The 13443-nt window shown below is 68.7% G+C and carries 12 protein-coding genes; 7 read left to right on the forward strand and 5 right to left on the reverse strand.

Annotated features, from left to right (window positions below):
- Positions 1-55: 55 nt before the first annotated feature.
- From ACJ512_RS21530 to ACJ512_RS21545, 4 genes are read right to left on the reverse strand one after another with little or no spacing between them, the layout of a single operon-like run.
- Positions 56-1102 (reverse strand): TIGR03857 family LLM class F420-dependent oxidoreductase, encoded by a 1047-nt coding sequence (locus ACJ512_RS21530; RefSeq protein ID WP_407686375.1) that lies wholly within the window; start codon positions 1100-1102, stop codon positions 56-58.
- On the reverse strand, positions 1099-1473 hold the full coding sequence (locus tag ACJ512_RS21535) for a nuclear transport factor 2 family protein (protein ID WP_407686376.1): 375 nt from the start codon (positions 1471-1473) through the stop codon (positions 1099-1101). Before ACJ512_RS21535 ends, ACJ512_RS21530 begins: the two co-directional genes overlap by 4 nt.
- Entirely contained in the window at positions 1473-2594 is a 1122-nt protein-coding gene (locus ACJ512_RS21540) for an alpha/beta hydrolase (RefSeq protein ID WP_407686377.1), read from the reverse strand. Before ACJ512_RS21540 ends, ACJ512_RS21535 begins: the two co-directional genes overlap by 1 nt.
- 10 nt (positions 2595-2604) lie before the next feature.
- Positions 2605-4239: a flavin-containing monooxygenase gene (locus ACJ512_RS21545; protein WP_407686378.1), complete on the reverse strand. Its 1635-nt coding sequence runs from the start codon at positions 4237-4239 to the stop codon at positions 2605-2607.
- 84 nt (positions 4240-4323) lie between these two features.
- Here ACJ512_RS21545 and ACJ512_RS21550 point away from each other — a divergent pair, with 84 nt between their 5' ends.
- From ACJ512_RS21550 to ACJ512_RS21580, 7 genes are all read left to right on the forward strand, one after another.
- Positions 4324-5316 carry a Rieske 2Fe-2S domain-containing protein gene (locus ACJ512_RS21550; protein WP_407686379.1) on the forward strand — a complete coding sequence of 331 codons (993 nt, stop codon included), beginning with the start codon at positions 4324-4326 and terminating at the stop codon, positions 5314-5316.
- Positions 5313-5942: a cysteine hydrolase family protein gene (locus ACJ512_RS21555; RefSeq protein ID WP_407686380.1), complete on the forward strand. Its 630-nt coding sequence runs from the start codon at positions 5313-5315 to the stop codon at positions 5940-5942. The genes ACJ512_RS21550 and ACJ512_RS21555 overlap by 4 nt, the downstream gene beginning before the upstream one ends.
- Complete coding sequence (locus ACJ512_RS21560; protein ID WP_407686381.1) at positions 5939-6559, forward strand: PaaI family thioesterase; 621 nt, start codon at positions 5939-5941, stop codon at positions 6557-6559. Before ACJ512_RS21555 ends, ACJ512_RS21560 begins: the two co-directional genes overlap by 4 nt.
- Before the next feature lie 116 nt (positions 6560-6675).
- Positions 6676-8301: an acyl-CoA synthetase gene (locus tag ACJ512_RS21565; RefSeq protein ID WP_407686382.1), complete on the forward strand. Its 1626-nt coding sequence runs from the start codon at positions 6676-6678 to the stop codon at positions 8299-8301.
- A gap of 280 nt (positions 8302-8581) precedes the next feature.
- Positions 8582-9790 (forward strand): cytochrome P450, encoded by a 1209-nt coding sequence (locus ACJ512_RS21570; RefSeq protein WP_407686383.1) that lies wholly within the window; start codon positions 8582-8584, stop codon positions 9788-9790.
- Positions 9791-9812: 22 nt separating this feature from the next.
- Positions 9813-11024: a CaiB/BaiF CoA transferase family protein gene (locus ACJ512_RS21575; RefSeq protein WP_407686405.1), complete on the forward strand. Its 1212-nt coding sequence runs from the start codon at positions 9813-9815 to the stop codon at positions 11022-11024.
- Between the two features lie 18 nt (positions 11025-11042).
- Complete coding sequence (locus ACJ512_RS21580) at positions 11043-12188, forward strand: thiolase family protein (RefSeq protein ID WP_407686384.1); 1146 nt, start codon at positions 11043-11045, stop codon at positions 12186-12188.
- 66 nt (positions 12189-12254) lie between these two features.
- Here ACJ512_RS21580 and ACJ512_RS21585 read toward each other — a convergent pair whose 3' ends face one another.
- The gene (locus ACJ512_RS21585) at positions 12255-13442 is read right to left on the reverse strand and encodes an acyl-CoA dehydrogenase family protein (RefSeq protein WP_407686385.1); all 1188 of its coding nucleotides are present in this window, start codon (positions 13440-13442) and stop codon (positions 12255-12257) included.
- Position 13443 lies beyond the last annotated feature (1 nt).

The following is a 13443-nucleotide window of genomic DNA, read 5'->3' on the forward strand; positions in this document are numbered from 1 at the left end:
GCTGCAGGCTGGGAGCACCTCCCGCTTGCGGGGGAACAACTATGCACGCTCACGGCTAAGCCTCGCCGCGATACTCCTCGACCACCGGCTCGAGCTCGTCGGGGGTGGCGCCGTGCATGATCACCGCGTCGGCGCCGTAGTCGAATTCGGCGCGGATGCGCTCCGCGCATTGCCGGGGCGACCCGGTCGCCGACGGTTCCAGCCATTCGTCGGGGATCAGTGTCGCGATGTGCTCGATCTGCTCGGCGGTCGCCTTGTGGTCGATCCCGCCGGCGATCGACGTCACCACCGAGTCCTCCCGGAACCTTTGCAGCACAGCGGGATCCCAGTCGTTGGTCCGCACCAGCAGATCACCGTAGCCCTGCAGGTAGGTGGCCAGCCGCGCGACGGTCTTCTTCAGCCGCAACTGTTCGGGCAGGTGGTCGCCGACCGTGGCGAAGCACGACCAGACCCGCACGGCGTCGGGGTCGCGGCCCGCCCGCTCCGCGGCGGTCTTGACGGTCTTGACGCACCGCTGCAACGTCTCCGGGGTGAAGTAGGTGTGCAGGATGACGTCGTCGAACGCGCGGCCACCCAGCGCGAGCGTGTTGGGCCCGAAGGCGACCAGCGCCAGGCGGATGTCCTCGTTGAAGTCCGGGTCGAGGAACAGGATCGGGTATTTGCCCAGCGGGCCGTCGTGGTTGACGATCAGCTCGCCGTGCCACAGCCGGCGCATGACGTGGGCGAAGTCCTCCATCTGCGCGGTCGTGACCGCCGGGATGCCGAACGCCCCATAGATCGCCGCGATGCCCCGGCCGATGCCCAGGGTGAACCGGCCCCCGGAAAGCCGGTGCATCGTGGTCGCCCACGACCCGATGATCAGCGGATGGCGGGTGTTGTGGTTGGTTGCCGCGGTGGCGATCTGCATGCGGCTGGTCACCGCGCACGCGGCGCCGACGAGCGAAGACGCCTCCTTGACGTTCCAGCGCTCGGAGATGAACGCGGTCCCGAGGCCCAGCTCCTCGCCGCGGCGCGCCTCGTCCATCAGGGTAGCCGGCCCCTCACCACCGGCCCCGGCCAGCAGGTAGTAGCCCAACTCGTCGAGCGTGCGATCGGTGCTCATGTCCAAACCCCTTGCTGGTAGCCGCAGTTCCAGACCTCGGTGATCCTGCCGTCGACGACGCGGAAGACCTCGATGCTCGCGATGTTGGTCTCCGCGCCGTCTTTGGTGGTGATGGCCGTGTCGTACAGGATCGCGACGTGCCGGCCGTCGTCGACGACGAGGTTCAGGTCGAAGCGCAACGAATCGACCGATGCCCACATGTCCGCGACGCGCTGGACCGCCTGGGCGCGGGTCAGCGTGTGCGTCCGGCCGACCTCGTGACGAACGACGTTCTCACCCAACAGCTCCCCGGCCAATTCGAGGTCGCGTTCGTTCCAGACCACGAGGTTGTAGAGTTCGACCACTTCGCGGGCCGTGCGCGGGGACGTCATCACCCCGACACCGATTCGCCGGCCACCTCGCGCAGGAATCCCTCGGTGACCCGCTGCACCCGCCGCGAGAAGACGTGGCCGACGTGGCTGCCGTCGTACCAGTGCAACTGCCCGCCCCAGCGCTGCTGCAGTGCGGTGGCGGGCTCGCGCATCGCCATCCGGTCGTGCCACGCCCCGACGATGAGCCGGCGGTGCGGCGGGGGTGCCGGCTCGGTCCTGAGCGGGTCGATCACCGAGGTCAGCTGCGCCACCTCGGCCGAACCCAGCAGTTCGCGGAACCCGCCACGAGAGGCCCCCCAGCGCCCCAGATGACGGGCGATCATCGCATTCAGGCCGAGGATCGGGGTGTACAGCGCGACGGCGTCGACCTGCCGCTCGAGGTGGGATACCAGCGCCGCCACCGGGCTGCCCATCGAAATCCCCGCCACCACAACGGCGGTGGCCTGCGGCTGCGCCCATCGCACGACGGCGCGCACCTCCGACACGGCCCGCATCATGCCCGCGACATTGCCCAGCGGATCCATGTCCGGGTACGCCGGCCACTCGCGGCGCCGGCACCCGTGGCCGGGCTGCACCGGCAGGGCGACGTTGAAACCGAGCTCGCGATGGATGCGGCCGGCGCGGGTCAGCAACAGGTCTTCGGTGCCGCCCTGACCGGCGCCGTGCACCCAGACGAGCCACGGCCTCGGGCCGTCGCGGTGCCGGCACACGTGCACGACCGCCCCGGCCGGGCCGCCCAAGCCGTCGGCCTCCAGCGCCGCCGGCAGCGCCGGATCGTGCTCGAACGTGATCCGCTCGAACGCCAGGCCCGCGACCCTGCGCCGCTGTGCCGAGTTCGGCCGCAAGGGTTTCGGGTCGGCATGCGCGCCGTCGATGCCGAGCGCGGACAGTTCCCCGGCCGCGGCGGTGCACGCGGTCAGCGGCCGCATGGCCGCCGGGGCGCCGCCCAGCAGTGAAAAGGCGCTCAGCGCAAACTCGTCCAGCATGACCTCGCCGAACTGGCGCACACCGCGCGGCGACACCGGGTTCCACCCGGTCGATTCGTGCAGGCCCGTCACCGTCCGCGGCAGCACCATCGCTAGCTCACGCGCGACGTCGGGAACCCTGCTCACCCAGGACATGACGCTCACCCTAAACCAGCTGAGCCAGCTCGAACCCGGTGTACCCGGCCGCGGCGACCTCGTCGCAGCGCCGCCGGTATTCGGGGATTCCGCCGGTGTAGCCCATGTACATCCGCCTCTTGCCGGGCACGTTGCCGCCGTTGTACCAGGAGTTGCAGCTCGGGTGGACCAGCACGGTCGGGGCCACCAGCGCGGTGGCGTGCTCGATCCATTCCCGCTGGGCGGGCGCCAGCGCCTCGATGGTGCGGATCCCGTTGGCGCGCAGGTACGCGATGCAGTCACCGATCCACTCCACGTGCTGCTCCATCGCGGCGACGAAGTTCGTGGTCGCACTCGGACTGCCCGGGCCCTGCACCATGAACAGGTTGGGAAAGCCGGCTACCGCCAACCCGAGGTAGGACAACGGTCCCTCCCCGGCCCAGAAGGCGGCGAGCGACATCCCGTCGCGGCCCCGCACGTCGATGCGGCTGAGCGCGCCCGTCATCGCGTCGAAGCCGGTGGCGTAGACGATGAAGTCCAGCACGTACTCGTCGCGCTCGGTGCGGATGCCGGTCGCCGTCACCTCGCGGATCGGCTCTCTGCGCAGGTCGACCAGGGTGACGTTGTCGCGGTTGAAGGTCTCGTAGTAGCCGTAGTCGATGATCGGGCGCTTGCAGGCGAACGGGTGGTCGGGCACCAGCGCGGCGGCGGTGTCGGGGTCCTCGACGATCCGGGCCACCGCCTCGCCGTACAGCTTGGCGGCCATCCGGTTGGCGTCGATGTCGAAGAACACGTCCCCCCAGTTCAGCGCCCCCATGACGCCGCCCTCCTCGACGGCGCGCAGCTGCTCGTCGCGCGGGGCCGATTTCAGCGGCGGCCTGCCGAGCATGTCGAACAGCACCGAGAACGCGCTCAGCCGCGCCGCGCCGATCGGGTGCGCGCGCTGGGCCGCCCGGATCTCGTCGTAGCGGGCCTTCAGCTCGTCCAGCTCGCCGGGCTCGAATCGGCGCACCCGCCACGGCAGGGTGTAGGCCGGCGAGCGCTGGAAGACGAAGAGCCGTGCGGCTTCCTGCGCGACCACGGGGATGAGCTGCACGCCGGTCGATCCGGTCCCGATGACACCGACCCGCTTGCCGGCCAGATCGCAGCCCTCCCGGGGCCAGCGGCTGGTGAACAGGGAGGTCCCGGCGAATGCGGCCATTCCCGGGATGTCCGGTTCCAGCGGCACCGACAGGATGCCCGTGGCGGCGATGACGTACGGGGCCCGGAAGGTCTCGCCGGCCGCGGTCCGCACCGTCCAGGCGCCCGCGTCCTCGTCGAACGCCATCGCGACGACCTCGGTGCGGAACTGGATGTCGCGGCGCAGATCGAGCCGGTCGGCGACGAAGTTCAGGTAGGCCTCGATCTCGGGCTGGGCCGGCATCGACTCCGTCCAGACCCAGTCCTGCTGAATCTCTTCGGAGAAGCTGTAGGAATACTCGATGCTCTCGATGTCGCACCGCGCCCCGGGGTACCGGTTGAACAGCCAGGTGCCACCGACGTTTTCGGCCCTCTCCAGCACCCGCGTGCGGACACCGAGCTCCCGCAGCCGATGCAGCATGTACAGCCCGGAAAACCCCGCACCGATCACGAGGGCCTCGAAGTGCCGATCAGCCGCTTGCGACATTTCGCTCCTTGCCGTGCACGGGGCCGGACTGCTGAAATCTATACTGTAATGAATTTAGTAGCAACGACCGCAGGAGGCCCCGGCGTGGAAGTTCCCTTCACCTGGAAGGTCACCGGGTGGTTCATGGTGGGGTGGTCCCCCGAGTTCCCCGTCGGCGAGGTCCGGCCGCTGCACTACTTCGGCGAGGACCTGGTCGCCTACCGCGACCAGACCGGCGAGTTACACGTCCTGGAAGCGCACTGCAAACATCTGGGCGCGCACCTCGGGCACGGCGGCACGGTGGTCGGCGACTGCGTTCAGTGCCCCTTCCACGGCTGGCGCTGGGGCCCGGACGGCACCAACCGCCACATCCCCCACCAGCCGGACCGGCCCAACCGCGCGCTGCGGCTGCGGGTGTACCCCGTGCGGGAGCAGTACGACTGCGTCTTCGTCTGGCACCAGCCCGACGGCAAGGAGCCGCAGTGGGAGATGCCCGACATCTTCCGGAAGTTCCCGCAGTTCGAGACCGATCCGGCGGCCTATTACCGGGCCTATCCGGAGTTCTCGCGGCGCACCGAGCGGGAACCGGTACATCCGCAGATCGTGGCGGAGAACGCCCCCGACAGTGCCCATTTCGAATACGTGCACCACGCCACGGTGACGCCGCGGGTGCTGGACTGGAAGATCGTCGACCACGAATGGCAGTTCGTCGCCGGGTGGCCGGACGCGCGCAGCGACGACCCCGACGACCTCGCGCTGCGGTTCCACAGCCACCTGTTCGGGCTCGGCGGGGCGATCAGCGTGTTCGAGGGCGCGCAGAACCATCGGCTGATCTTCACCTGCACGCCGGTCGACGACGGGTGTTCGGACTTGTTCTACTCGATCTGGTGGCCGCGGATCCCCGGGGACACCGCCGACGTGCCGGAGGGCAGGCTACGCGAACTGATCGAAAAGCAGTTCCTGTCCACCGTCTTCGACGATCTGCAGATCTGGCGCTACCAGAGGTATGTGGAAAATCCGCCACTGTCCAAGGTGGACGCGAAAGGCTATATGGCGCTGCGTAAGTGGGCCACCCAGTTCTACGAAGTGCCCGCATGACCGCGCTGCGAGAACTGGCGGCGCCGCAGCACACCGCGATCGTGACCCAGGAATGCCAGGGCGCGGTCGTCGGCCCGGACGCCGGCCTGGCGCTGCTCGCCGAGGAGGCGCGCCGGGTTGCCCTGCCCAACATCGTGCGGCTGCTGCCGGCCGCGCGAGCGGCCGGGGTGCACGTCGTGCACTGCCTGGTGCGGCGGCGACCCGACGGGCTCGGGTCCAACCACAACGCCAAGATCTTCGCGATCGGTCGCGGCGCCGGTCACGAGGGGGTCGACATCACTCCCGGCTCCCCCGGGGCGGCCCTGCTGCCCGAATTGGGGCCCGAGCCAACGGATCTGGTGTTGAGCCGCTGGCACGGCGTGGGGCCGATGGGTGGCACCGACCTGGACGCGGTGCTGCGCAACCTCGGGGTGTCGACGATCGTCGTGGTCGGCGTCTCGCTCAACATCGCGATCCCCAACGTCGTGATGGACGCCGTCAACGCGGCCTATCGCGTCGTAGTGCCGCGGGACGCCGTGGCCGGGATACCCGCCGAGTACGGCGAGGCGGTGATCGCCAACACGCTGTCGCTGCTGGCGACCATCACCACCGCCGACGACCTGCTGCGGGCGTGGACACAGCCATGACCGACACGGCTTCTCACGCCCGGGACGGGTTCCCGGAGATCACGCCCGCCGACGACGCGCCGCCCGATCTGGGCCGGTTCGTCGCCGCGATGCGCCGCCTGCAGGACCTCACGGTCTGCACCGACCCGGACTCCGCGACGTGGACCGCCCTGGCCGAGCATGTCGAGCGGGCCTGCGCGCTGCTGGACGGCCACCAGGTGCCGGAAGGCCGGGCACCGGCCGGGCGGGTCGTCGAACTGCCCGGGTTGGGCCATCCCCTGCTGCCGCCGTGGACCGTCGGGGACTCCGGACCCGACGGTGTCACGATGACCGGGCATTTCACCCGGGCCCACGTGGGCGGGAACAACGCCGTGCACGGCGGCATGATCCCCCTGTTCTACGACTGGCTGTTCGGGATGGTGGTCTCCACCGCGGAGATTCCCCCCACCCGCACCGGATATCTGCACGTGGACTACCGCAGCGTCACCCCGATCGACGAGCCGTTGACGGCGCACGGCCGCATCACCGGCGTCGACGGCAGGAAGGTTTTCATTGACGCTACTATGATAGCTGCCGACGGGACGCTGCTCACCGAAGCCAACGGCTTGATGGTCCGACTGCTCCCCCACCAGCCGTGAGAGGCACGATGACCGCCGTGCGAGCAGACGCAGAATCGCACTGTGGAGGGCTTTGAGGTGCGATTCTGCGTCTGCTCGACAGAAAGGAAATAGTGTCCACCGCAAAACAATTCACGATGCCCGCCGTCGTAGCGGCCGTCGCGGCGGCAATTCCGGATCGCGACCTGTTGATTCAGGGCGACCGGCGCTACAGCTACGCACAGGTGGTCGAGCGGTCGAACCGGCTCGCCGCCTACCTGCACTCGCGCGGGTTGGGCTGCCACACCGAGCGTTCCGCGCTGGCCGGGCACGAGGCCGGCCAGGACCTACTCGGCATCTACGCCTACAACGGCAACGAGTACGTCGAGGCGCTGCTCGCCACGTTCGCCGCCCGGGTCGCCCCGTTCAACGTCAACTTCCGCTACGTCAAGAACGAGCTGCAGCACCTGCTCGCGGATGCGGGGGCGAGCGCGCTGGTCTACCACGCGGCGTTCGCGCCGCGGGTGGCCGAGATACTGCCCGACCTTCCGCGGCTGCGCGTGCTGATCCAGATCGCCGACGACTCCGGCAACGACCTGCTCTACGGCGCGGTGGACTACGAGGCCGCGCTGGCCTCCGTTTCGCCGGAGCCGCCTGCGGTGCGGCACTCGCCCGACGACCTGTACGTCCTGTACACCGGCGGCACGACCGGCATGCCCAAGGGCGTGCTGTGGCGCCAGCACGACATCTTCATGACGTCCTTCGGCGGGCGCAACCTCATCACGGGCGAACCCGCACAGTCGGTCGAGGAGGTCGTCGCGCGGACCACCGCGGGGCCGGGCACCAAGTTGATGATCCTGCCGCCGCTGATGCACGGCGCCGCCCAGTGGAGCGTGATGACGGCGATCAGCACCGGCCAGTCCGTCGTATTCCCTTCGGTGGTGGACCATTTGGACGCCGAAGATGTCGTCCGCACCATCGAGCGCGAGAAGGTGGCGGTCGTGACGGTGGTGGGCGACGCGATGGCGCGCCCGCTGGTGAACGCCATCGAGAAAGGTGTCGCCGACGTGTCGTCGCTGGGAGTGGTCGCCAACGGCGGCGCCTTGCTGACCCCCTTCGTCAAGGAGCGGCTGATCGAAGCGCTGCCCCATGCCGTCGTCGTCGACGGGGTCGGATCCTCCGAGACCGGGGCGCAGATGCACCACATGTCGATGCCGGGAGCGATCTCGACGGGCACGTTCAACGCCGGACCGGACACCTCCGTGGCGGCCGAGGATCTGTCCGCCATCCTGCCGCCCGGCCACGAGGGCATCGGCTGGCTGGCGCAACGCGGTTATGTTCCGCTCGGCTACAAGGGCGATGCGGCCAAGACCGCCAAGACCTTCCCGGTGATCGACGGCGTCCGCTACGCGGTCCCGGGCGACCGCGCCCGCCACCGCGCCGACGGGAGCATCGAGCTGCTGGGCCGCGACTCCGTGACGATCAACTCCGGCGGCGAGAAGATCTTCGCCGAGGAGGTGGAGACGGCGATCGCGTCGCACCCCGCGGTGGCCGACGTGGTGGTCGCCGGCCGGCCGAGCGAACGCTGGGGCCAGGAGGTGGTTGCCGTCGTGGCGCTGGCCGACGGCGCACGCGCCGACGCCGAGGAACTGGTGGCGCACGCCGCGACGTCGCTGGCCCGCTACAAGCTCCCCAAGGCGGTCGTCTTCCGGGCGGCCGTCGAGCGCAGCCCCTCGGGCAAGGCGGACTACCGGTGGGCGCGCGAGCAGGCGGTGGACAGCTGATCGGCCCGTCCGCTCGGTACACGCTAGCCGCGGCGGCCGACTCCGCCCCCGACGCGCGCCGAACGTGGGTGTAACGCACGATCCGCCCGAGCTTTTCGTGCATATCCCCCACGGTCGGCGGATGGATTCCGCCCCGCCGGCCCCCGAGTCCTGTTCTTCGGTGCGCTCGTGAGGCACTTCGGGAGACGGCCGGCACAGCGACCATCTTGTCTACTGTAATAATTACAGTACGATCTTACGCAAGGACTTCCCCTTCCCGCCGAAGATGCTGGAGATCTAGGTGACGACCAATGTTCACGCCGCCGCCGGCACGGGCGACCAGACCGTCAGCCTGCGTGACCCGTATCCCTTCTTCGCCCGGAAGCGCCGGGAGGCCGGCGTCTTCCGCGGGACGGTCATGGACTACTCCAAGACACCCGAGTCCCTCCTGCCCGAGAGCGAGTACTCCGCGGTGTCGTTCGACGCGGTCAACACGGTGTTCCGGGACGGCCAGGTGTTCAGCTCCAAGCCGTACGACAAGACGATCGGGCTGTTCATGGGACCGACCATCCTGGCGATGGAGGGCAAGAAGCATCGCGACCACCGCAACCTGGTGTCGGCGGCATTCAAGTCCAAGGCGCTGGCCCGGTGGGAGCCCGCCATCGTGCGGCCGATCTGCAACGCTCTGATCGACGAGTTCGTCGATGCGGGCACGGCCGACCTGGTCCGGAACTACACCTTCGAGTTCCCGACGCGCGTCATCGCGAAGCTGCTGGGACTGCCGGCCGAAGACCTGCCGATGTTCCGCAAGCGCGCCGTGCAGTTGATCAGCTACCACGTCGACTACGAACGCGCCTTCGAGGCCTCGGCGGCACTCAAGGACTACTTCCTCGAACAGATCGAACACCGCAGGTCCGAACCCACCGAGGACATCATCGGCGACCTGGTCGCCGCCGAGATCGACGGTGAAAAGCTCGGCGACGAAGCCATTTACTCCTTCCTTCGCCTGCTGCTGCCCGCGGGGCTGGAAACCACCTACCGGTCGTCGGGAAACCTGCTGTATCTGCTGCTCACCCACCCGGACCAGTTCGCCGCGGTGCAGGCCGACCACGAACTGATCCCCCAGGCGATCGAGGAGGGGCTGCGCTTCGAGACCCCGCTGACCACCGTGCAGCGCTTCACCACCGAGGACACCGAGGTGGGCGGGGTCGAGATTCCGGCACGCTCGGTCATCGGCGTGTGCATGGGTTCGGCCAATCGCGACGAGCGGCGCTGGGAACGTTCCGACGAGTTCGACATCTTCCGCGACCACGTGCCCCACATCTCGTTCGCCGCCGGCGAGCACACGTGCCTGGGTCTGCACCTCTCGCGCATGGAAACCCGCGTCGCGATGGAATGCCTGCTGAGCCGGCTGACGAATTTTCGACTGCAGACCGACGACGACCCGCACATCCACGGCCAGCCTTTCCGCTCCCCCACCGCACTTCCGGTGACGTTCGACGCGAAGTAGGGTCCCCGAAATGGTGAAAGTCATGTCCGGCTTCCGGATCTTGGAGCTTGCGCAGTTCACGTTCGTCCCGGCCGCGGGAGCCATCCTGGCCGACTGGGGCGCCGACGTTCTCAAGATCGAGCACCCGGCCCGCGGCGACACCCAACGCGGCTTCGTCAACATGGGCGGCATCCAGGTCGATCCGGCGCGGCATCCGCTGATGGAGCACCCCAACCGGGGCAAGCGCAGCGTCGGGGTCGACGTGTCGACGCCCGGCGGCCGGGAGGTGATCTACGAGCTGGCCAAGACGTCGGACGTGTTCCTCACCAACTACCTGCCGGCGCAGCGGCAGAAGCACAAGTTCGACGTGGAGCACATCCGCGCGGTGAACCCGAACATCGTGTACGCCCGTGGCTCGGCGTACGGCGACAAGGGCGACGAACGCGACGTCGGCGGGTATGACGGGACGGCGTTCTGGACGCGCAGCGGCATCGGCTACGCGCTGACGCCCGCAGAACTCGGCGGTGCACTGGGGCAAGGCATTCCGGCTTTCGGCGATTCGATCGGCGGCATGTTCATCGCCGGCGGCATCTCGGCCGCGCTGCTGCATCGCGAGCGCACCGGCGAAGCCCTCGAACTCGACGTGTCGTTGCTGAGCACCGCCTGGTGGGCGGCGGGCGCGAGCATGACGCAGGGCATGGAGACCGGCGAAGTCATGCGCACGCCCATGCCGGGTTCCGGCGCGTCGGTGAATCCCTTCATGGGCAACTACACCACCTCCGACGGCGGCACCATCAACCTGTGCATCATCAGCCCGACCGGGCTGATCCGCGACACCTTCGAGCACCTCGGCATCCCCGAGGCGGCCGACGATCCCCGCTTCGCCGACGTGCTCCCGCTGATCCAGAACGCCGACGCGGCCGCCGAACTGATCGCGCAGGCCTTCGCGGGCAAGCCCTTTGAATACTGGCGGCACCACCTGAAGACCATGAAGGGTCAATGGGCCCCGTTCCAGAGCCTGCTCGACCTGGTCGACGACGAGCAGGCCATCGCCAACGACATGATCAGTGAGGTCGAACTTGCCGACGGCGGAAAGCCTTTCCGCGTCGTGCGCGGTCCCGTGCAGTTCAACCACGAGCCTCTGTCCACCACGCGGGCGCCGCAGGCCTCCGAACACACCGAGTTGGTCCTGATGGAACTCGGCATGGACTGGGATCGCATCGAGGAACTGAAGCAGTCGGGAGCCATCGCGTGAAAGACGGCGTGCACGAACATGAATGACGTGGCCATCATCGGGGTGGGGCTGCACCCGTTCGGTCGCTTCGAGGGCAAGTCGGCGATGGAGATGGCCGTCGACGCCATCCAAGCCGCCGTCGCCGACGCCGGCGTCGCGTGGCAGGACGTCCAGGCCGCCACGGGAGGCAGTTGGACGGTGGCCAATCCCGACGCGATCGTCGCCATGGTCGGCCTGACCGGCATCCCGTTCACCAACGTGTTCAACGCGTGCGCGACCGCGGCCAGCGCCGCCAAGGCGTGCGCCGACGGGATCCGGCTGGGCGACTACGACATCGGCATCGCCATCGGCCTGGACAAGCACCCCCGCGGAGCGTTCACCGAAGACCCTGCGCTGGTGGGCATGCCGCGCTGGTACGCCGAGAACGGGCAGTACCTGACGACCCAGTTCTTCGGGATGAAGGCCAACCGCTACCTGCACGACCACGGCATCTCGCGGCAGACGCTGGCCAGGGTGGCGGCCAAGAACTTCCGCAACGGTGCGTTGAACCCGAATGCGTTCCGCCGCAAGCCCATTTCCGAAGAGGACATTCTCGGCTCGCCGATCCTGAATTATCCGCTGACCCAGTACATGTTCTGCGCGCCCGACGAGGGTGCCGCCGCGGTGGTGATGTGCCGCGCGGACATCGCTCACCGCTACACCGCCAAGCCCGTCTATCTGCGTGCGGTGGAGGTGCGCACCCGCCGCTACGGCGCCTACGAGGTCAACACCACCTTCGCGCCGGTCGAAGAGGATCTCGCACCGACCGTGTACGCCGCGCGGGCCGCGTTCGAAAAGGCCGGAGTGGCCCCCACCGACGTCGACGTCATCCAGTTGCAGGACACCGACGCGGGCGCGGAGATCATCCACATGGCCGAATGCGGTTTTTGCGCACACGGTGATCAGGAGAAGCTGCTGGCCGACGGCGCAACCGAGATCGGCGGCCCGATGCCCGTCAACACCGACGGCGGGCTGATCGCCAACGGTGAGCCGATCGGGGCGTCGGGCCTGCGCCAGATCCACGAGATTGTTCGTCAACTTCGCGGCGAGGCGGGCGACCGTCAGGTCCCGGGCGAGCCGCGCGTCGGATTCACCCAGTTGTACGGCGCCCCCGGCACCGCCGCGGCCACGATCCTGACCACTTGAGTTTCGCGAGCAGACGCAGAATCGCACTTCGCGAAGCGAATTCGTGCGATTCTGCGTCTGCTCGCGCTACTTTGTCGGGGCGTAGGCCGGCTTGCCCAGCCCCAGCACGTACTGCGCGATCATGTTGCGGAACACCTCCAGGGTGCCGCCGTAGATCCCGACCAGCGGTGCGAACCGGAACGTGTACTCCGCGGCGCCGTCGTCGGCGGCGCCGTCGGTGCCCAGCGGCAGCGCCGAGGCCGTGCCGAGGATGTCCATCAGGTCCGGTGAGATGTCGCGCATCGTCTGCGCGAGGGCGACGCGGCCGAAGATGCTGGGCGCGCTCAGGGCCGCTTCCATCCGGGCGGCGCTGCGGCCCAACCGGTATGCCACCGATGCGTCGTCGATGAGCCGGCGCCCGCCCGGATCCCGCTGCGTCGCTTTGCCTGCCGCCTTGTCCAGGGCGTCGGCCATGAAACCGGCCTGGTGCATCATGATCGAGACGTCCTGCAGCCCGTCGGGGGCGGCCGCGACCGCCCCGTGCTCGACGTTGAGCGGCTCGCGCAGCACCGTCCAGCCGCCGTGCACGTCGCCCAGCCGATACTTGTCGTCGACGCGCACGTCGCTGTAGTAGACGATGTTGGTGCGGTCGCCGTCGACGGTGCGGATGCCCTGGATCTCGATGCCCGGGGAGTTCAGCGGAACCAGGAACATCGTCAGGCTCTTGTGCTTGGCGGCGTCGGGGTCGGTGTTGGTGATGAGGAAGACGTACTGGCAGTTGTGCGCTCCGGTGGTGAACATCTTGGAGCCATTGATGACCCAGCTCGATCCGTCCGCCTCCCGCTCCGCGCGGGTCTTGCAGGTGGCGATGTCGGATCCGCCCTCGAGTTCGGTGTAACCCAGGCACAGCCGGACGTGACCGCTGAAGACGCCGGGCAACACCTCGTCCTGCAGTTCCTGCGAGCCGAACCGCGCCACCGAGCGGGCCACCATCGCGGTGGTGCCCCAGGTCACCCATGGCACGTGCGCGCGCCGCTTCTCCAGCTCCCAGATCCGGCGACGCACCCGGCTGAAGCCGCCCTCGTCCTGCGGCTTCCACTCGCGCTCCAGATAGCCCGCGGCGCCGAGTGCCAGGTGCACCCCCTCGTCGAAGTTGTCTCCGGTCTCGCGGTCGCGGCGCCTGACCTCCTCGGTCACGTGCGTGCGCAGGAAATCGCGGGCCTGCTGCAGGAAGTCCTGGTCGTCGGCCGACAGGGTGACTCGTGAGAAATCCACC

Source organism: Mycobacterium cajalii, assembly GCF_045809005.2.
Lineage (GTDB): Bacteria > Actinomycetota > Actinomycetes > Mycobacteriales > Mycobacteriaceae > Mycobacterium.